A 19,239-nucleotide genomic window follows, 5' to 3' on the forward strand; every position below is an offset into this window, starting at 1 on the left:
CGCGAGCAAGCTCGCTCCTACACTGCTTTGATCAGTCTCACTGCCAGCACATCACATGGCGCGCCATGCAGCACATCATTGGCGGTGGAGCCCAGCAGCAAGGCCAGGCCATGACGGCCATGGCTGCCGACCACAATCAGGTCACAGCCTTGTTCCTTGGCCAGGTGATGGATTTCCTGGCGCGGCTGGCCGTAGGTCAGGTGGCTCTGATCTTTTTTCAGTGCCGGATACTTGGCAATCAATCGCTCAAGACGTTCTTTGGCTTGATCGAACTGTTGTTGTTGCAATTGTGAAAGGTCCATCGGTACATCGCCGCCAAAGGCCATGGCCATGGGTTCGACGATATGCACCAGGGACAGCTTGACGGTGTCGCCGGCAAGTTCAACGGCGCGTTTGATCACCGGATCGCACTCTTCGGTCAGATCCACAGCGACCAGAATATGTTGGTAGGGCATGAAGAGTTCCTCCAAAGGAAAGCGATAAGTTCAGTATGGCTGGTTTCAAGCGGATGGGCTTGCGTCAGGTCAAATCCGCTCATCAAGAATTCGGGAGTACACATATGACGGTCTGGATAGTGGTGTCAATCCTTGCGGTGGTTTTGAGCCCTCTGGCATGGCTGCGTCCATCGCGTCATTCGAGTGGACGCATGGCCCTGCGCATGGAGGCACGCCGCATTGGCCTGGCCATGCAACTGGCGCCCCAGGATTGGCCGCACTGGCTCAAGCAGGAGCCGCCGAGCCCGTGTGCGCAGTATCACCGGCCACGGCGCGGCAGCCGGCCTTCGATCTGGAGCTATTGGCAGTTGGAGCCGGGTGTGTGGGTCAACCAGTGGCAGGAAGTCTGCGTTGACGAGAAATTGTTGCCACATTTTGCGACGCTGCCCGACAACGTCTACAAGGTGGAGGCGGATGCGCAGATGATCACTTTGTACTGGGGTGAGAAGGGTGAGATGAGTGTTTTGCAGGACATTACTGCGTTGCTCAAGGCGCTGGCCTGAGGGGCGGTATGTTTTCGCGGGCAATAAAAAGCCCGATATCAACATCGGGCGGGGTTGGCCAGGCAGGCCGGAAACTCTTCAATGCTGGCTTTCATTTCACGCCGGATACTCATCCAAGCGTTCATGTGATCTTGCTAAGGTTGCCGCTAGCGTAGCTACTGACGCCAGTCTGTACAGGCCTTCGCACGTATTTTCTTATTATTGATTGCGTGAATGGTTCGCCATCCATCCGCCTGCAACTTGCCCTCATGGTTCTGAAATGACTGAAAAGTCGCGTTTTTCAGGCCCTTTCGGGCGATTGACAATTGTCGGAATTTGGATGAAGGTGGCGTACCCAAATCAAACGGGCGTATGAATTGAGCGTTTGTATTAGCGAGCGCTTCTACAGAATCCCGACTATCGCGTTGGCGGGTGTGCCTGGCGAATTGGCGTTAGCATCGACGGTAACGTCAATGCTGAAGCTTGTGCCTGCGTCCGACGTGTACTGTTCAGCTTCCATATCGTGGAGATCAGTTGATGATTTACGAAGGTAAAGCCATCACGGTTAAGGCTCTTGAAAGTGGCATCGTCGAATTGAAATTCGACCTCAAGGGTGAGTCCGTCAACAAGTTCAACCGTCTAACCCTGAACGAACTGCGTCAGGCCGTAGACGCCATCAAAGCAGATGCTTCGGTCAAGGGCGTGATCGTTTCCAGCGGCAAGGACGTGTTTATCGTCGGCGCTGACATCACCGAATTCGTCGAGAGCTTCAAGCTGCCCGATGCCGAGCTTGTGGCTGGCAACCTCGAAGCCAACAAGATTTTCAGCGATTTCGAAGACCTCAACGTACCGACCGTTGCCGCGATCAATGGCATCGCCCTGGGCGGCGGTCTGGAAATGTGCCTGGCTGCGGACTACCGCGTCATGGCCACGACCGCGAAAATCGGTCTGCCGGAAGTCAAGCTGGGCATCTACCCAGGCTTTGGCGGTACCGTGCGCCTGCCGCGCATCATCGGTGCCGACAACGCCATCGAATGGATCGCCGCTGGCAAGGAAAACCGTGCTGAAGACGCGCTGAAAGTCGGCGCCGTCGATGCCGTGGTTGCTCCCGAGAAGCTGGCCGAAGCTGCACTGAGCCTGATCAAAGGCGCCATCAGCGGCGAATTTGACTACAAGGCCAAGCGTCAGCCGAAGCTGGAAAAACTCAAGCTCAACGCTATCGAGCAAATGATGTCGTTCGAAACCGCCAAGGGTTTCGTCGCTGGCCAAGCCGGCCCGAACTACCCGGCGCCGGTTGAAGCCATCAAGACTATCCAGAAAGCCGCGAACTTCGGTCGCGACAAGGCGCTGGAAATCGAAGCCGCAGGTTTCGTCAAACTGGCCAAGACCTCTGCCGCGCAGAGCTTGATCGGTCTGTTCCTGAACGATCAGGAACTGAAGAAAAAGGCCAAGGTCTACGACGAAATCGCCAAGGACGTGAAACAGGCTGCCGTACTCGGCGCCGGTATCATGGGTGGCGGTATCGCCTATCAGTCGGCGTCCAAAGGCACGCCGATCCTGATGAAAGACATCAACGAGCACGGTATCGAGCAGGGTCTGGCAGAAGCCGCGAAACTGCTGGTGGGCCGCGTTGATAAAGGTCGCATGACTGCAGCCAAGATGGCCGAAGTGCTCAACGGCATTCGTCCGACCCTGTCCTACGGTGATTTCGGCCACGTCGACCTGGTGGTCGAAGCGGTTGTCGAGAACCCGAAGGTCAAGCAGGCGGTACTGGCTGAAGTCGAGGCCCATGTCGGTGAAGACACCATCCTGGCTTCCAACACCTCGACCATTTCCATCACATTGCTGGCCAAGGCCCTCAAGCGTCCGGAAAACTTCGTCGGCATGCACTTCTTCAACCCGGTGCACATGATGCCGCTGGTGGAAGTGATCCGTGGCGAGAAGTCCAGTGAGCTGGCCGTTGCCACCACCGTGGCCTACGCCAAGAAAATGGGCAAGAACCCAATCGTCGTCAATGACTGCCCGGGCTTTTTGGTCAACCGTGTGCTGTTCCCGTACTTCGGCGGTTTCGCCAAGTTGGTCAGCGCTGGTGTGGACTTCGTCCGTATCGACAAGGTCATGGAAAAATTCGGCTGGCCAATGGGCCCGGCGTACCTGATGGACGTGGTCGGTATCGACACCGGCCACCACGGTCGCGACGTAATGGCTGAAGGCTTCCCGGACCGCATGAAAGACGACCGTCGTTCGGCCATCGATGCGCTCTACGAAGCCAAGCGCCTGGGCCAGAAGAATGGCAAGGGCTTCTACGCCTACGAAACCGACAAGCGCGGCAAGCAGAAGAAAGTCGCCGATCCGTCGGTGCTGGAAGTGCTCAAGCCGATCGTCTACGAACAGCGTGAAGTGTCCGACGAGGACATCATCAACTGGATGATGATCGCTCTGTGCCTGGAAACCGTGCGCTGCCTGGAAGACGGCATTGTCGAAACCGCTGCCGAAGCTGACATGGGTCTGGTCTACGGTATTGGTTTCCCTCCATTCCGTGGCGGTGCGCTGCGTTACATCGATTCGATCGGTGTGGCCGAGTTCGTTGCCCTGGCTGATCAGTACGCTGATTTGGGCCCGCTGTACCACCCGACTGCGAAGCTACGTGAGATGGCCAAAAACGGCCAGAGCTTCTTCGGTTAAGCGCCCAAACGACTAGAGCGAGAATATTTATGAGCTTGAATCCAAGAGACGTCGTGATTGTCGACTTCGGTCGCACTCCAATGGGCCGCTCCAAGGGCGGCATGCACCGCAACACCCGCGCCGAAGACATGTCGGCGCACCTGATCAGCAAGTTGCTGGAGCGCAACGTCAAGGTCGATCCGAGCGAAGTCGAAGACGTGATCTGGGGCTGTGTGAACCAGACCCTGGAGCAGGGCTGGAACATCGCGCGCATGGTGTCGCTGATGACACCGATCCCGCACACTGCTGCTGCCCAGACCGTCAGCCGCCTGTGTGGCTCGTCCATGAGTGCCTTGCACACTGCCGCGCAAGCGATCATGACCGGCAACGGTGATGTATTTGTGGTGGGTGGCGTCGAGCACATGGGCCACGTCAGCATGATGCACGGTGTCGATCCGAATCCGCACATGTCCCTCTACGCGGCGAAAGCCTCGGGCATGATGGGCTTGACCGCAGAAATGCTCGGCAAGATGCACGGCATCACCCGTGAGGCCCAGGACGCATTCGGCGTGCGCTCCCACCAGCTCGCCCACAAGGCGACCCTGGAAGGCAAGTTCAAGGATGAAATCATCCCGATGAACGGCTACGACGAGAACGGTTTCCTGAAACTGTTTGACTACGACGAAACCATTCGTCCGGACACCACCCTGGAAAGCCTGGCGGCCCTCAAGCCTGCCTTCAATCCCAAGGGCGGCACCGTGACAGCCGGTACTTCGTCGCAGATCACTGACGGTGCTTCGTGCATGATCGTGATGTCGGCCCAGCGTGCCCAGGACCTGGGTATTCAGCCGATGGCAGTGATTCGTTCGATGGCAGTGGCAGGTGTGGACCCGGCGATCATGGGCTATGGTCCAGTACCGGCCACACAAAAAGCACTGAAGCGCGCGGGCCTAACTATCTCCGACATCGACTTCTTCGAACTCAACGAAGCTTTCGCCGCACAGGCCCTGCCAGTGCTGAAAGATTTGAAAGTGCTCGACAAGATGAACGAGAAGGTTAACCTGCACGGCGGCGCGATTGCCCTGGGTCACCCATTCGGTTGCTCTGGCGCGCGAATCTCCGGCACGTTGCTTAACGTGATGAAGCAAAATGGCGGCAACCTCGGGGTAGCCACCATGTGCATTGGTCTCGGCCAAGGCATCTCCACCGTCTTCGAACGTATCTAAACGTTGTGTTGACGGAAGCCGGGGCCAAGTGCCCCGGTTTTTTGTTTTTTGGAAGTTTTTGTATTTTTTTTTAACAAGTTTTGTAAGAGCGCCAGAGCATGAAAGTCGAACCCGGGCTCTACCAGCATTATAAAGGTCCGCAGTACCGCGTTTTTAATGTTGCGCGGCATTCCGAGACCGAAGAAGAAGTGGTGTTTTACCAAGCACTGTATGGCGATTACGGCTTTTGGGTGCGTCCCTTGAGCATGTTCCTGGAGACCGTCGAAGTTGACGGCGAGCAGGTCCCGCGCTTTGCTTTGATCCAGGTCGAACCGAGCCTTTTTTCAGCGCAATAAAGGCAGGCCGCGCGCAATGCTGCGCTTGACCTCACCTTGTTGCCACTATATATAGCGTTGCCGCGTCAGGCGCCAACCGCCTTTCACTTCTCGAATTCAGGAATTTTCCGATCCATGGGCAAATCGCTGGTCATTGTGGAATCCCCGGCTAAGGCCAAGACCATCAACAAGTACTTGGGTAACGAGTACGTGGTGAAGTCGAGTATCGGCCATATCCGAGACCTGCCCACCAGCGGTTCGGCTAGCGCCAGCAAGGAGCCTGCCGCCAAGCGCGGCAAGGCGGCTGCGGGCGAAGGTCCGGTACTAACGCCTAAAGAGAAAGCGCGCAAGCAGCTGGTCTCGCGCATGGGTGTCGATCCCGACCATGGCTGGAAAGCCCAGTACGAGATCCTCCCGGGCAAGGAAAAGGTCATCGAAGAGCTGCGCCGGCTCGCCAAGGATGCTGACATCATCTATCTCGCAACCGACTTGGATCGCGAGGGGGAAGCCATTGCCTGGCACCTGCGCGAAGCCATCGGTGGTGATGACAGCCGCTACAAGCGCGTGGTGTTTAACGAAATCACCAAGAAGGCGATTCAGGAAGCCTTCTCCAAGCCGGGCGAACTGGACATCGATCGGGTCAACGCTCAACAGGCCCGTCGTTTCCTCGACCGCGTCGTGGGTTACATGGTCTCGCCACTGCTGTGGGCGAAGATCGCCCGTGGTCTGTCCGCCGGCCGTGTGCAATCGGTAGCGGTGAAGCTGGTGGTGGAGCGTGAGCGCGAGATTCGTGCGTTCAACCCTGAAGAATACTGGGAAATCCATGCTGATCTCGGCAGCGCCAAGGGCGCAACCGTGCGCTTTGACGTGGCCCGCGAGAAAGGCGAGGCCTTCAAGCCGCTCAACGAAGCCCAGGCCATGGCCGCGCTGGAGAAGCTCAAGGCTTCCAGCTACAGCATCGTCAAGCGTGAAGACAAGCCCACCAGCAGCAAGCCTTCGGCGCCGTTCATCACCTCCACCTTGCAGCAGGCCGCGAGCAACCGGCTGGGCTTCGGCGTGAAGAAGACGATGATGATGGCCCAGCGTCTGTATGAAGCGGGCTACATCACCTATATGCGTACCGACTCCACCAACCTGTCGTTGGATGCAGTCGCGATGGCGCGTACTTATATTGAAGGCGAGTTCGGCAAGAAGTACCTGCCGGAAAACCCGAACGTCTACAGCAGCAAGGAAGGCGCACAAGAGGCTCACGAGGCGATTCGTCCGTCTGACGCCAACACCGAGCCAAGCAAACTGACTGGCATGGAACGTGACGCTGAGCGCCTCTACGAGTTGATCTGGCGACAGTTCCTGGCCTGCCAGATGCTGCCGGCACAATACCTGTCGACCACCGTCAGCGTCGCCGCTGGGGACTTCGAGTTGCGGGCCAAGGGCCGCATCCTCAAGTTCGATGGCTACACCCGCGTCATGCCGCAAATCGCCAAGCCGGGCGACGACGACGTGCTGCCGGACATGGCTCAGGGCGACGTGATGAAGCTGATCAAGCTTGATCCGACCCAGCACTTCACCAAGCCGCCGGCCCGTTATTCGGAAGCCAGCCTGGTGAAAGAGATGGAAAAACGCGGTATCGGTCGTCCTTCGACCTACGCGGCGATCATCTCCACCATCCAGGACCGTGGCTACGTGGCCCTGCATAACCGTCGTTTCTATTCGGAAAAGATGGGCGACATCGTTACCGAGCGTCTATCCGAGAGCTTCTCCAACCTGATGGACTACGGCTTCACCGCCGGTATGGAAGAGAACCTCGATGACGTTGCCCAGGGCGAACGCGACTGGAAAAACGTACTCGACGAGTTCTACGGTGACTTCAAGAAGAAACTGGAAGTCGCCGAAAGCGCTGAGAATGGCATGCGCGCCAACCAGCCGGTGATGACGGACATTGCGTGCCTCACCTGTGGGCGGCCGATGCAGATTCGTACTGCGTCCACCGGTGTATTCCTCGGTTGCTCGGGCTACAGCCTGCCGCCGAAAGAGCGTTGCAAGGCCACTGTCAACCTAGTGCCGGGTGACGAGATCGCTGCCGATGACGAGGGTGAATCTGAATCCCTGGTACTGCGCGGCAAGCACCGTTGCCCGATCTGCAGTACGGCGATGGACGCCTACCTGTTGGACGAGAAGCATAAGCTGCATATCTGCGGTAACAATCCGGATTGCAACGGCTACGAGATCGAGGAAGGTAGCTACCGTATCAAGGGCTACGAAGGCCCGAGCCTGGAATGCGACAAGTGCGGCAGCGAGATGCAGCTCAAGACGGGCCGTTTCGGCAAGTTCTTCGGTTGCACCAACCCGACCTGCAAGAACACCCGCAAACTGCTCAAAAGCGGTGATGCGGCGCCGCCGAAGATGGACCCGGTGAAGATGCCTGAACTCAAGTGCCAGAAGGTCAACGACACCTACATCCTGCGCGACGGTGCTTCTGGTTTGTTCCTGGCAGCCAGCCAGTTCCCGAAAAACCGTGAGACTCGCGCGCCACTGGTGATCGAGATCGTGCCCCACAAGGACGAGATCGATCCGAAGTACCACTTCCTCTGCGAAGCTCCGAAGAAAGATCCCGACGGTCGTCCGGCTGTGATCCGCTACAGCCGCAAGACCAAGGAGCAGTACGTACAGACCGAAGTCGAGGGCAAGCCTACCGGCTGGAAAGCGTTCTACGACGGTGGCAAGTGGAAGGTCGAGGACAAGCGTCAAGGCGCTTGATTCGGTTTGTAGGAGCGAGCTTGCTCGCGAAGGTCGTTAACGATAACGCGGGCATTCTGGCTAAACGCGTTATTCTTGAATTCTTCGCGAGCAAGCTCGCTCCTACACAGCCAGTATTACGCCTTATTCGTTGTGGAGACTGCCTTCATGGCCAACGAACTCTATACCCGTACCAACCAGAAAATTTACTTCGCGGGTTTGTCCCTGGAAGCCCTTGGCCGTGCGGAGGAGGGCAAGGAGATGAACGCTATCGCGCTGGTGCAGGCGGGGCGTGAATCGGCGTTGTTTCACCTTTATGGTGCGTTGCTGGGCTTGTGCCATGAAATCGCCGGGTTCTACCGCTTGCCTCAAGCCGGTGCGCCACGGGCCGAGATGATCCTGACCCGCGAAGTGCTGGAGTCCATGGCGATCCCGGAGTTGGCCGAACTGGTGGAAATGGCACAGAGCCCGGACAGTTGGCTGGCGCGTTTGTTGGTGGCCCATGCGGCGATGTTCCAGCCGCCACGGGTGCCGCACAAGCCCAAGGGCGATGTGACCCAACCGCTGATCGTGGCGGTGAGCCTGGAGGAGGGCCCGGCGCCGCTGAGCAGGGTAGAGCTGGAAAGCTGGCGCCAGGAACTGAAGAAACTGGCAATTCGGTTTCGGGATGGGCTTAACGAGTGCTAAGTCGCGCGCGCTCGATAGATCAATGATCACTCAATGTGAAAGCGGGCTTGTTGTGACGAGCCCGCTCGCCACAACAAGCCCGCTTGCCACAAGACTGATATAATCCCGGCCTTTCGTGGAGAACAGACTTTTATGCCAACTTCCTTTCTGGAAATTGTTGAATTGCCCGACGGCCGAATTGAGCTGCGCAGGGCTGAGGACGAGGGTTCTCTGGTGACTTTGGACTTCTCCGAGGACGCGAAGGCGTTCCTGCAAGGCCAGTACGTGGAAGTGGCAAAAGCCATGTTGAGCGTCGGTGTGCAGATGGCCGGGCGCCTGGCTGAAGGCGAGCCGGAGAAAGACGACGGCCCACGGATTCTTCACTGAGTCCGTCTGTCGGTTTTTTTTGGTGTGAGTCAAAGTTACAGACCGGCTTCTCAATCCTGGAGAAGCCTGGCGTCCATCGCAGGCACTGGCTGAAAGTCAGAGCTGCAATCGGACGGTCTTTCGTGCTTGCAGCGGTAACGCTTTGCGCGTGAACACCGGCTTTATCCAAGTCGAATATTCAAACTCTGTGCGTCGCCCGTGCGTGCTGCACTGATCAACTGTTGCCTGGCTGTTGTGCTCAGCGGGTTCAGCCAACTGACCACGGTGTGGCTTCGCCCCAGGCGTAAAGCTTCGCAAGTTAATTGCTGGGCGCTTTGAGTGCCCCGTGGTTGCAGCAGCAGGATACGCTCGCGATTCAGACCGGCGTCCCGTAACCAGGCCTGGGTCAGGCTTGAGGGCGGGGCGATCAAGGTCAGCCAGCGGGCGTCCTGTTCCTCGCTCAGTTCGCGAAGAATGGGGGCCAGCAGGCTCAGGCAGTTCCCGGCAGCGCCGCGCAACGACAATTCACTGAATGCCTCGGGTTCGGTGATCCAGGGTGACTCGACCGCTTCCTTGAGAATCGGCGCAAGGGGCTGGGCCATCATGAAGGCCTCAAACAACGGCAGTTGTGTGTGTTGCGGTGCGTGTGGAAACTGCATGATGCCTCCGTTAGCGGCGAATAACGCCGACACTCAAGCCTTCGATCACCAGATCCTGGTCTTTGAGGTTCACTTCAATGGGGGCGAACTCAGGGTTTTCGGCCAGGAGCCAGACCTTGCTGCCTTCACGCTTGAAGCGTTTTACCGTGACTTCATCACCGATGCGGGCGACGACGATCTGGCCATTACGGGCTTCGCGAGTGGTATGGACGGCCAACAAGTCACCGTCAAAAATACCGACATCCTTCATGCTCATGCCATGAACCCGCAGCAGATAGTCAGCGCGAGGGTGGAAGAATGTCGGGTTGATGTTGCAGGATTCTTCGACGTGCTGTTGGGCCAGGATCGGCGCACCGGCAGCAACACGGCCAATGATCGGCAGCGTCGATTCGTCGGCCTTGGCCTCGAAACCAGGGATGCGGATGCCTCTTGAAGCGCCTGGCGTCATCTCGATCGCGCCTTTGCGGGCGAGGGCCTTCAGGTGTTCTTCAGCGGCATTGGGTGACTTGAATCCCAGCTCCAGCGCAATTTCAGCCCGTGTCGGCGGATAACCGTTGTCGTCGAGGCAGCGCTTGATAAAAGCCAGAATCTCAGCTTGGCGTGGCGTCAGTTTTAGCATGTTGATCGCTCTGTCTTTTTATACAGTGACTGGGATTATATACAGTGAACTGCGCTTGGCAATCATCGTTTTTATTAACTCCGCTGGACGGTCATCCATCAGCCGTATAACGCTCCAGCGACAGCGCTGCCTACAGGCCCCGCCAGATGTGATTAAATAGTGATGAAATAGCTGACTGCTCAGCCGGAAAGCGGACCCGCAGGCTTGACAATACATAAGGTGAAACGTATGTTTCAAACAAGTGTTTGTCAGGCGGAGTAGCCATGGCCCAGTCGGAAACCGTTGAACGCATTCTCGATGCTGCCGAGCAGCTGTTCGCGGAAAAAGGATTTGCTGAAACCTCATTGCGGCTGATCACCAGCAAAGCCGGGGTCAACCTGGCGGCGGTGAACTATCATTTCGGCTCGAAAAAAGCCCTGATCCAGGCGGTGTTCTCGCGGTTCCTGGGGCCGTTCTGCGCCAGCCTTGATCGTGAACTGGAGCGCCGCCAGGCCAAGGCAGATCACAAGCCAAGCCTGGAAGACCTGCTGGAAATTCTCGTCGAGCAAGCGCTGGTGGTCCAGCCACGCAGCGGCAACGACCTATCGATCTTCATGCGCCTGCTGGGCCTGGCATTCAGCCAGAGCCAGGGGCATTTGCGTCGTTACCTGGAAGACATGTACGGCAAGGTGTTCCGCCGCTATATGCTGCTGGTCAACGAAGCAGCACCTCGCATCCCTCCTATCGAATTGTTTTGGCGCGTGCACTTCATGCTCGGCGCTGCAGCGTTCAGCATGTCCGGAATCAAGGCCTTGCGGGCGATTGCCGAAACCGACTTTGGCGTCAACACCTCCATCGAGCAGGTGATGCGCCTGATGGTGCCGTTCCTCGCGGCCGGCATGCGCGCCGAAACCGGCGTCACTGACCAGGCCATGGCCGCTGCCCAGTTGCGCCCGCGCAGCAAGTCGGCGCCAGCCGCCGCCAAGGTTTAACCGCTCTTGGGTGTGCGTGGCGGCTTGCATCCGCTAAGCTAGCCACCCATGCCGATTACAGCTATTTATCCACAACCCGTTGCTCTCGCCGAGCGTTCATTGCCAGGTTCAATTCTGGCGATGCGACCTCGCGAGGGCTTCGGTTTGCGCGCGTTATTTAAGGAAGGTTTATGACTGCTGCCCTGCAAGGTTCATTGATGGTGGACGTCGCCGGTACCTGGCTGACGGCTGAAGATCGCCACTTGTTGCGACAGCCTGAGGTAGGCGGCCTGATCATTTTTGCGCGCAATATCGAGCATCCACGCCAGGTGCGTGAGTTGAGCGCGGCGATTCGTGCCGTGCGCCCGGACGTGTTGTTGGCGGTCGATCAGGAAGGCGGTCGCGTTCAGCGTTTGCGCCAAGGTTTTGTGCGCCTGCCAGCCATGCGTGCCCTGGCCGATAACCCCAACGCCGAATACCTCGCTGAGCAATGTGGTTGGATCATGGCCACCGAAGTGCTGGCAGTTGGTCTGGACCTGAGCTTCGCCCCGGTGCTGGACCTGGATTACCAGCGCAGCGCCGTTGTTGGCAGCCGTTCATTCGAGGGCGATCCCGAGCGGGCCGCCTTGCTGGCTGGCGCCTTTATCCGCGGCATGAACAGCGCCGGCATGGCTGCTACGGGCAAGCACTTCCCCGGTCACGGCTGGGCTGAAGCCGATTCCCACGTTGCGATTCCCAATGATGAGCGCAGCCTGGAACAGATTAGGGCCAATGATCTGGTGCCTTTCGCACGGCTGAGCAAGCAGTTGGCCGCAGTGATGCCGGCCCATGTCATTTACCCACAAGTCGATGCACAACCCGCCGGCTTCTCTCGCCGCTGGCTGCAGGACATCCTGCGAGGTGAGTTGCAGTTCGACGGGGTGATTTTCAGTGACGACCTGTCCATGGCCGGTGCTCATGTGGTGGGTGACGCCGCCAGTCGTATCGAAGCGGCGCTGACCGCCGGTTGCGACATGGGCCTGGTGTGCAACGACCGCGCTGCTGCCGAGTTGGCCCTGAGCGCCGCCCAGCGCATGAAGGTCACACCGTCGGCCCGTATTGCTCGGATGCGCGGGCAAGGCATTGCCTCCATCGAATACAAGCAGGACCCACGCTGGCTGGCTGCTCTGGGCGCCCTCAGAGAAGCTCAACTGATCGATTAACGGGTTACGCGATTATCGGCGGCACCACTAGCGGGCGCCTGCACCCAGGGCCCGCACCTTGAAATCACCCGGCTGGCAAGAGTCTTGAATGGCTGATTGGGGCGTGTTTATTCACTTTTGTTGGTGTCAGATAAATCAGTCTTGAAGTGTGGTTTTTTCATAGTTCTCTGTGAGAAAAACCATATTGAAGAAATGTCCGGCTGCGATAACATCCCAGCCCATGACGATACTTATTGACCGAATTCTAGAACTGGACTGGGCTGAGCTTTTTGATCAGGGTACTTTTGATCGCGCCATCAATTACGCAAAGGATGACCGGGTCCAGATAGTGGATACGGGCTCGAACATCCTTCATGCGCAGTGTCGAGGTTCAGGTACAAACCTCTACCAGCAGATTATTTCACTGGAAGAATATTCAGGTTCGCCCAGGCTTGATTGTGAGTGCTCCTGCCCGATGGTCAGTGACTGCAAACACTGCGCTGCGGTCCTTATCTATCTTGAGACGACTTATTTCAAACAGTCGGCTGCCAATACTAATTCCCGTCTGAGCCCTGACCTTGAACGTTGGCTCAACAGCATTCCTGCCCCCGTCCCTGAGGTCGAGACTTACGCCAAGGGCGCCAATACCCGAGTGTTGTACAAGTTCCAGACAAGTCGGGTTGCAGGTCAGTGGTCATTGGCAGTGTACAAGGCACGTCAGCTGAAAAATGGCGGTCTGAGTGACATCAAGTCGCTCTATTCGTTGGACGAAACGTTGATACGTTCGCCTGCTTATCTCCTTGAGGTGGACAAGCGGATCGCGCGTTTGCTGCTGCTCGGCCAAACGTACGGTCGGTACAGCAGCAGTTATCCACTGGAGGGAGAGGCTGGTGCGCAAATCCTTGAACTGGCGATGAAGACCGGGAGATTGTTTTACGACTTCGATCCGGTGCAGTTGCTCACTTCGGGCCCCAGCCAAGTCGCCCATTTCAGATGGGTCGAGCAGCCCAATGGTGACTACCGCCCGCAGTGGCACAGTGCTGAGCAACCGCTGACTGATGTCCTGGCCCTCAAGCCACTCTATTACCTCGACCGCACGCGTATGGAGCTTGGGCCGCTGGAACACGATATGAATGCAACCCTGGCCTGCCATATGTGCCAGTTGCCCGAGATTCCCGCACGCGACGTTGCCCTGTTCAGCCATCGCATCAGCGCGGTGGCTTCGGCCATTCCTCCACCGCAGAAGCTGACTGAGCGAGTCATCGACGATATTGAACCACGAGCTTGCCTGACCTTGGGCAGTCATGAATCTCATTCCTACAATGCTGCTTACCACCGCCAGATGCCATCCATTGAGCATCGCGCAGCGTTGGCCTATCGCTATGGAGCGAGTCTTGGAAGTGATAAGGCCTCCACGGAAATCCTGCTGCTGACGGGCACCGAAACCCAGCGTATCCAGCGCAAGCCTGCCGCCGAAAAATCCCTGCGCAAGGCGCTTGCAGGGTTGGGGTTTGCCAAGGTAACCCGCAAGACCCAGGCGTTGCCCGAGAGTGCGGGAGAAATGTTTGACCTGCCCAGCGATGAGGCCTGGTTGAACTTCGTTGAGGCCGGTTTACCCGCACTGCGTGAGTCCGGTTGGGAAGTGATCGTCAACCCCGGCTTTTACTACGACGTGGAAGCGGTGGACCACTGGTACGCGGACATCGAGGAGTCCCCCGGGCGGGAGTGGTTTGATCTGGAATTGGGTATTGAGGTCAATGGCGAGCGCCACAGCCTGCTGCCTATCGTTCTGAACTTGATGCGCCGTCAGCCGCAGTTGCTTCAACCGGCTTATCTGGCAGATCGCGATGATGACGAGCGCCTGCTGGTCGCTCTAGGTGCCGGTCAGAAAACCAAGGTTGCGCTGCCTTACGGACGCATCAAACCGTTGATGGCGACCCTTGGCGAACTCTATTTGCGTGAGCCCGAGGGGACCTCGCTGCGTCTGAATGCACCGGACGCTGCACGGCTGAGCGATCTGGATGGCATTCCTCTGGTATGGCAAGGCGGTGAGCGCCTGCGCAACTTTGCCAAACGCTTGAAGGACTCCACTCATGCCCATGTGCCCGCCCCCCAAGGGCTGAACGCCGAACTTCGCGGCTACCAGCTCGAAGGCCTGAACTGGATGCAGACCCTGCGTGAACTGGAAGTCGGCGGCATCCTGGGCGATGACATGGGCCTGGGCAAAACCCTGCAAGCTCTTGCGCATCTACTCTGCGAAAAACAGGTCGGTCGTTTGCTTACCCCTGCGCTGGCCGTCATGCCAACCAGTCTGATCCCCAACTGGCAGGATGAGGCCGCCCGTTTCACCCCACAACTCAAGGTGCTGGCACTGCATGGTGCTCAACGCCAGGAAGAGTTCACGCGTTTGACCGATTACGACGTGGTACTCACCACCTATGCGCTGCTGCCCCGGGACCTCGAAGTCTTGCAGGCGCAACGCTGGAGTGTGTTGATCCTGGACGAGGCGCAAAACATCAAGAACCCCAACAGCAAGGCCGCCCAGGCCGCACGGCAACTGGAAGCCGGTCAACGCTTGTGCCTTTCAGGAACGCCGCTGGAAAACCATTTGGGTGAGCTCTGGTCGTTGTTCCATTTCCTGTTGCCAGGATGGCTAGGCGACAGCAAAACCTTCAATCGTGATTACCGCACACCCATCGAAAAGCACGGTAACGTGCAGCGGATGCAGCACCTTACGGCCCGGATAAAACCCTTCCTGTTGCGCCGCAAAAAGGAACAGGTGGCGACTGAATTGCCGCCCAAGACCGAAATTGTCCACTGGGTGGACTTGAGCGACGCGCAACGGGATGTCTATGAAACCGTACGCGTGGCCATGGATAAAAAGGTGCGCGACGAGATCAGTCGCCATGGTGTGGCGCGCAGCCAGATCATCATTCTGGAAGCGCTGCTCAAGCTGCGGCAGGTGTGTTGTGACTTGCGGCTGGTCAAGTCGGCACCGGTCTTCAAAGTCGCTCGCGCAGGCACGGGAAAACTGGGCAGTTTGATGGAGATGGTGGAGGAGCTGCTCAGCGAGGGGCGGCGTATTTTGCTGTTCTCGCAATTCACCTCGATGTTGGCGCTGATTGAAGAAGAGTTGAAGCAGCGTCAGGTCGATTATTCGATCCTGACCGGTGAAACCCTTGATCGACGTACACCGGTCAAGAACTTCCAGGACGGCAAGACGCCGTTGTTCCTGATCAGTTTGAAGGCGGGCGGTACGGGCTTGAACCTGACGGCTGCCGATACGGTGATCCACTACGACCCGTGGTGGAACCCTGCGGTGGAAAACCAGGCGACGGATCGTGCTTACCGTATCGGGCAAGATAAGCCGGTGTTCGTCTACAAGATGATCGCCCGCGGTACGGTTGAGGAGAAAATTCAGGCATTGCAGCAGGAGAAAGCTGCTCTGGCCAGCGGCGTGCTTGAAGGCGGCGCCAGTGCGGGCTGGAAGCTGGAACCGCGGGACATCGAGGCGCTGTTTGCTCCGTTGCCTGGCTGAAGACCAAGTCGCAGCCATCGCGGGTTTGCCCGCGATGACGGTTTAAGAGTCACCGTAAAAGTCAGCGCTTTTCCTGCTTATTGGGCAGCGGCGCAAACAGCGCTTCAATATCCTCATTGCCCAATTTCCAATCCCCGGTCGTCCGGCCATCCAGCACACCTGCAGCCAGATCAGCTTTCTCCTGCTGTAGCGCCTGAATCTTTTCCTCCACGGTGCCGCGGGCGATCATCTTATAGACGAACACCGGCTTCTCCTGGCCAATACGATACGCTCGGTCGGTGGCCTGGTTTTCCGTGGCGGGGTTCCACCATGGGTCGTAGTGGATCACCGTATCGGCTTCCGTCAGGTTAAGGCCAACGCCGCCAGCCTTGAGGCTGATTAGGAAGATCTGCAACTTGCCGCTCTGAAAGTCCTTCACCGGTGTGCGTCGATCCCGAGTCTGGCCGGTGAGCAGCGCATAGGCGACGCCGCGCTTTTTTAGTTCGATTTCGATCAGGCTGAGCATCGAGGTGAATTGGGAAAACAGCAGAATCCTGCGCCCTTCGGCAAACAGTTCCTCCAGCATTTCCATCAAACTGTCGAGCTTGCCGGAGCTGCTGCCGCGAGCGGGCAGGGTGGCGTCATTCACCAGCCGCAAATCGCAACATACCTGACGCAACTTCAGCAGCGCTTCCAGAATGATGATTTGACTGCGGGCCACGCCCTTGCGGGTAATCTCATCGCGGACTTTCTTGTCCATCGCCAAACGCATGGTTTCATACACATCACGCTGCGCCTCATTGAGTTCGACCCAGTGGATGATCTCGGTCTTGGGCGGCAGCTCCGTGGCCACCTGTTCCTTGGTACGGCGCAGCAGGAAAGGTTTAATCCGGCCGTTAAGGTGCTGTAATCGCACCTCGCTGGCGCGCTTTTCGATGGGCACGCGGTAGTCGCGGTTGAAGCTTTTCACGTCACCGAGCCAGCCCGGCAGCAGGAAGTGGAACAGCGACCAGAGTTCGCCCAAGTGGTTTTCCAGCGGCGTGCCACTCAGGCACAGGCGCTGGCGGGCATTCAGCTCGCGGGCGGCCTGGGCAGCCTTGCTGTTGGGGTTCTTGATGTACTGCGCTTCGTCGAGGATCAATACGTGCAGGGGCTGGGCGGCCAGTTGCTCGATGTCCTTGGGCAGCAGGGCGTAGGTCGTCAGCAGCAGGTCATAGTCCTGCAGTTGCGGGAAATGTTTCTTGCGCCCGGCACCGTACAGCGCGAGCACCTTGAGCTGCGGGGTGAAGTGCGCCGCTTCATCGAGCCAGTTGGGGATCAGGCTGGTGGGCATCACCACCATGCACGGCCGGTCCAGGCGCCCGGCGATTTTCTCGATGAGAATATGCGCCAGGGTTTGCAGGGTTTTACCCAGGCCCATGTCATCCGCAAGAATCCCGCCCACTTCCAGTTGCCGCAGCGACTGCATCCAGCTCAGGCCTTCCAGCTGATAGGGACGCAAGGTTGCGTTCAAGTCCTGCGGCGCGACAACGGCGAAGTCCTTGATGTCCCGCAGCCGCTGGGCGAAGTTGCGGATCTGATCACCGCCTTCCCATTGCAGTGGCAGGTCTTCCAGTGGGTTGAGGCGAATCGCGTCAGCCTTGGCCAGGCGCAAGGTGGTGGCGCCGGGCTCTTGCAGGTAAAACTCGCCAAGGGTGGCCAGCACCGGTTTCAGCCGGCCATAGGGCAGCGCCACTTGCAGCGGGCCGTGGCCGCCATTGGGTAGGCCGGGAATGTTGACCAGAATCAGCTCGTCATCGCGCCTGCGGGCAAGTTTTTCCGGATTGAGGATTTCGGTGTGGGAACGCATCAGGTTCAACAGGATTGGCAGCAGGCTCAGCCGTTCGCCGTTAACGATGATCCCCAGTTCCAGGTCGAACCAGTCGCGCTCCGGCACTTCGTCGACGGTGGCGTACCAGTCGTCCACGGTGCTGAGGTCGAAGCCGAAATCCTCATCGATCTGCAACTCCCAACACTGGGCCCGTAATCCGGGTGAAGCATTAAGGGTGAAATTCAGCCAAGCGCTGTCGTTGACCATCTCGAACAGTTCGCCTGCACTTTCCGGCAGAGCCTTGCTCTGGCGGGTGGCGATCTTGAAGCCGAGCAGGCGCAGTTGTTCGCGAAATTGCTGTTCGACCTCGGGGTGGCGCTTGATTCGCAGGCTTTGCGTTTCCTGGCGGACAATGATGTCGGCGTTCTTCTGGCCGCTGACGTAGTTGCCCTGGTAGTTGAAGGACAGCGCCGCGCGATGCTGGATATAACGCTGCATCTTGCCGTTACGCGGCTCGAAGGCGCTGAACTCGATACTGGCCAGCCACAATCGCGGGATGGGCTGCACGTTATCCAGCACCACTTGCGGCAGCACCACGCGGTTATCCAGCACTGCCTGGAGCTTCTCCAGCAACTCGGCATCCTGTGCCGCCGCCGGGTAGGCCAGGGTTTCCTGGACTTTAAGCAGCACCGCCGCAATGTGTTTGCAGTTGGTATGCACAGGGCAGGTGCAGCGGCTGTCCACCAGGATCAGCATGCCCTTGGTGGACTCGCGCAACGAGATGGTCTGGCGATAGACGTTGCCGCCGGAGCCTTCGCAACTGGCGATGATGGTGCTGTCGCCGGATTCGACGATGCGCACGCGGTTTTCCAGGGCGTAGCGCCGGCCACGCTCCAGGCTTTGCTCTTTGAAACGATTGGCCCACGAAGGGGCCAGGGGTTTGGTCAGCGACGACGTCAGGGGCATGGTGCTGGATCAGTCCTGAACATCGGGCGGCGCAGCGCTGGGCGGCTTGGCGGTCAGCGAAGTGATCTTGATCAGCAGCGCCAACTGGCCGTTATCCAGGTAGTTGAGCTGGTTGTTCTTGGTGTGGCTGGTTTGCTTGAGGTGTTCGCTGGCGGTTACGTTGCCATTGTTGTCGAACTGGTTGATCCAGAAGCTCGCGTCCACGTCGGTAAAGCGCCCAAGTTGCAGCTTCAGGGTGCCCTGGAGGGGAAACTGGCCGAACTGCTCCGCACCGTCGCTGATGGCGATATTGACCGGCTGCTCGCCGAGGTTCTGTTCCCAGGCCTTGTGCAACAGCACGGTGTAGTTGCTGTCGGCGTTGAGCTTGTCGACGATGTTGTTCAGGCGCGGCGGGCTCATTTTGTCACTGCCCAGGCGTCGCGCCCCGGCGTCCCAGTCTTCCGGCGCCGCCCGGCTGCCGATCACCGGCTCGGCATTCTGGCGGACCAGGATCATTTCTACCTGATACAAACTATCGGCAAATGCCGCAGGTGCACACACCACTACCAACAACAGGCTCAGGATACGGAACAGGCGCATGGGGCGTCCT

General features: G+C 58.4%; 15 protein-coding genes. 10 read left to right on the forward strand and 5 right to left on the reverse strand.

Features of this window, described 5'->3' with window-relative positions:
* Window positions 1–17: 17 nt before the first annotated feature.
* The gene (locus tag AAEZ06_RS12880) at window positions 18–455 is read right to left on the reverse strand and encodes a universal stress protein (RefSeq protein WP_149412886.1); all 438 of its coding nucleotides are present in this window, start codon (window positions 453–455) and stop codon (window positions 18–20) included.
* Between the two features lie 104 nt (window positions 456–559).
* Here AAEZ06_RS12880 and AAEZ06_RS12885 point away from each other — a divergent pair, with 104 nt between their 5' ends.
* The 7 genes from AAEZ06_RS12885 (at window position 560) to AAEZ06_RS12915 (ending at window position 8,969) form a co-directional block, all read left to right on the forward strand.
* Window positions 560–997, forward strand: coding sequence for a hypothetical protein (locus AAEZ06_RS12885; protein WP_149412887.1), 438 nt, complete (start codon window positions 560–562; stop codon window positions 995–997).
* 516 nt (window positions 998–1,513) lie between these two features.
* Window positions 1,514–3,661: a fatty acid oxidation complex subunit alpha FadB gene (gene fadB / locus AAEZ06_RS12890; protein ID WP_350614558.1), complete on the forward strand. Its 2,148-nt coding sequence runs from the start codon at window positions 1,514–1,516 to the stop codon at window positions 3,659–3,661.
* A 29-nt stretch (window positions 3,662–3,690) separates the two neighbouring features.
* Entirely contained in the window at window positions 3,691–4,866 is a 1,176-nt protein-coding gene (gene fadA, locus AAEZ06_RS12895; protein ID WP_133101602.1) for an acetyl-CoA C-acyltransferase FadA, read from the forward strand.
* 98 nt (window positions 4,867–4,964) lie between these two features.
* Window positions 4,965–5,201 (forward strand): DUF1653 domain-containing protein, encoded by a 237-nt coding sequence (locus tag AAEZ06_RS12900; RefSeq protein ID WP_010176359.1) that lies wholly within the window; start codon window positions 4,965–4,967, stop codon window positions 5,199–5,201.
* Between the two features lie 114 nt (window positions 5,202–5,315).
* Window positions 5,316–7,937, forward strand: a complete 2,622-nt coding sequence (topA, locus tag AAEZ06_RS12905) for a type I DNA topoisomerase (RefSeq protein WP_149412889.1) — start codon at window positions 5,316–5,318, stop codon at window positions 7,935–7,937.
* A gap of 147 nt (window positions 7,938–8,084) precedes the next feature.
* Complete coding sequence (locus tag AAEZ06_RS12910) at window positions 8,085–8,603, forward strand: DUF6586 family protein (RefSeq protein WP_149412890.1); 519 nt, start codon at window positions 8,085–8,087, stop codon at window positions 8,601–8,603.
* Window positions 8,604–8,735: 132 nt separating this feature from the next.
* Complete coding sequence (locus AAEZ06_RS12915) at window positions 8,736–8,969, forward strand: hypothetical protein (protein WP_149412891.1); 234 nt, start codon at window positions 8,736–8,738, stop codon at window positions 8,967–8,969.
* Between the two features lie 161 nt (window positions 8,970–9,130).
* On the opposite strand, the gene sulA is transcribed toward AAEZ06_RS12915, so the two are convergent.
* A complete protein-coding gene (gene sulA / locus AAEZ06_RS12920) occupies window positions 9,131–9,607 on the reverse strand; it encodes an SOS-induced cell division inhibitor SulA (protein WP_149412892.1) in 477 nt (158 codons plus the stop codon).
* 10 nt (window positions 9,608–9,617) lie between these two features.
* Complete coding sequence (lexA, locus tag AAEZ06_RS12925; protein WP_003172575.1) at window positions 9,618–10,226, reverse strand: transcriptional repressor LexA; 609 nt, start codon at window positions 10,224–10,226, stop codon at window positions 9,618–9,620.
* Window positions 10,227–10,489: 263 nt separating this feature from the next.
* Here lexA and AAEZ06_RS12930 point away from each other — a divergent pair, with 263 nt between their 5' ends.
* The 3 genes from AAEZ06_RS12930 (at window position 10,490) to AAEZ06_RS12940 (ending at window position 15,895) form a co-directional block, all read left to right on the forward strand.
* Complete coding sequence (locus AAEZ06_RS12930) at window positions 10,490–11,197, forward strand: TetR/AcrR family transcriptional regulator (RefSeq protein ID WP_149412893.1); 708 nt, start codon at window positions 10,490–10,492, stop codon at window positions 11,195–11,197.
* A gap of 170 nt (window positions 11,198–11,367) precedes the next feature.
* A complete protein-coding gene (gene nagZ, locus AAEZ06_RS12935) occupies window positions 11,368–12,378 on the forward strand; it encodes a beta-N-acetylhexosaminidase (RefSeq protein ID WP_149412894.1) in 1,011 nt (336 codons plus the stop codon).
* Window positions 12,379–12,598: 220 nt separating this feature from the next.
* A complete protein-coding gene (locus tag AAEZ06_RS12940; protein WP_350614563.1) occupies window positions 12,599–15,895 on the forward strand; it encodes a DEAD/DEAH box helicase in 3,297 nt (1,098 codons plus the stop codon).
* 61 nt (window positions 15,896–15,956) lie between these two features.
* Here AAEZ06_RS12940 and AAEZ06_RS12945 read toward each other — a convergent pair whose 3' ends face one another.
* Both AAEZ06_RS12945 and AAEZ06_RS12950 read right to left on the reverse strand, forming a co-directional pair.
* Window positions 15,957–18,650, reverse strand: coding sequence for a DEAD/DEAH box helicase (locus tag AAEZ06_RS12945; protein ID WP_149412896.1), 2,694 nt, complete (start codon window positions 18,648–18,650; stop codon window positions 15,957–15,959).
* A 9-nt stretch (window positions 18,651–18,659) separates the two neighbouring features.
* Window positions 18,660–19,229, reverse strand: coding sequence for a CsiV family protein (locus AAEZ06_RS12950; protein ID WP_350614565.1), 570 nt, complete (start codon window positions 19,227–19,229; stop codon window positions 18,660–18,662).
* Between the last annotated feature and the right edge of the window lie 10 nt (window positions 19,230–19,239).

It is taken from the genome of Pseudomonas sp. HY7a-MNA-CIBAN-0227, assembly GCF_040310325.1.
Taxonomy (GTDB): domain Bacteria; phylum Pseudomonadota; class Gammaproteobacteria; order Pseudomonadales; family Pseudomonadaceae; genus Aquipseudomonas.

Coding starts and splice junctions, on each gene's coding strand:
- AAEZ06_RS12880 (WP_149412886.1), bottom strand. CDS start 455: ATGCCCTACCAACATATTCTGGTCGCTGTGGATCTGACCGAAGAGTGC.
- AAEZ06_RS12885 (WP_149412887.1), top strand. CDS start 560: ATGACGGTCTGGATAGTGGTGTCAATCCTTGCGGTGGTTTTGAGCCCT.
- fadB (WP_350614558.1), top strand. CDS start 1,514: ATGATTTACGAAGGTAAAGCCATCACGGTTAAGGCTCTTGAAAGTGGC.
- fadA (WP_133101602.1), top strand. CDS start 3,691: ATGAGCTTGAATCCAAGAGACGTCGTGATTGTCGACTTCGGTCGCACT.
- AAEZ06_RS12900 (WP_010176359.1), top strand. CDS start 4,965: ATGAAAGTCGAACCCGGGCTCTACCAGCATTATAAAGGTCCGCAGTAC.
- topA (WP_149412889.1), top strand. CDS start 5,316: ATGGGCAAATCGCTGGTCATTGTGGAATCCCCGGCTAAGGCCAAGACC.
- AAEZ06_RS12910 (WP_149412890.1), top strand. CDS start 8,085: ATGGCCAACGAACTCTATACCCGTACCAACCAGAAAATTTACTTCGCG.
- AAEZ06_RS12915 (WP_149412891.1), top strand. CDS start 8,736: ATGCCAACTTCCTTTCTGGAAATTGTTGAATTGCCCGACGGCCGAATT.
- sulA (WP_149412892.1), bottom strand. CDS start 9,607: ATGCAGTTTCCACACGCACCGCAACACACACAACTGCCGTTGTTTGAG.
- lexA (WP_003172575.1), bottom strand. CDS start 10,226: ATGCTAAAACTGACGCCACGCCAAGCTGAGATTCTGGCTTTTATCAAG.
- AAEZ06_RS12930 (WP_149412893.1), top strand. CDS start 10,490: ATGGCCCAGTCGGAAACCGTTGAACGCATTCTCGATGCTGCCGAGCAG.
- nagZ (WP_149412894.1), top strand. CDS start 11,368: ATGACTGCTGCCCTGCAAGGTTCATTGATGGTGGACGTCGCCGGTACC.
- AAEZ06_RS12940 (WP_350614563.1), top strand. CDS start 12,599: ATGACGATACTTATTGACCGAATTCTAGAACTGGACTGGGCTGAGCTT.
- AAEZ06_RS12945 (WP_149412896.1), bottom strand. CDS start 18,650: ATGCCCCTGACGTCGTCGCTGACCAAACCCCTGGCCCCTTCGTGGGCC.
- AAEZ06_RS12950 (WP_350614565.1), bottom strand. CDS start 19,229: ATGCGCCTGTTCCGTATCCTGAGCCTGTTGTTGGTAGTGGTGTGTGCA.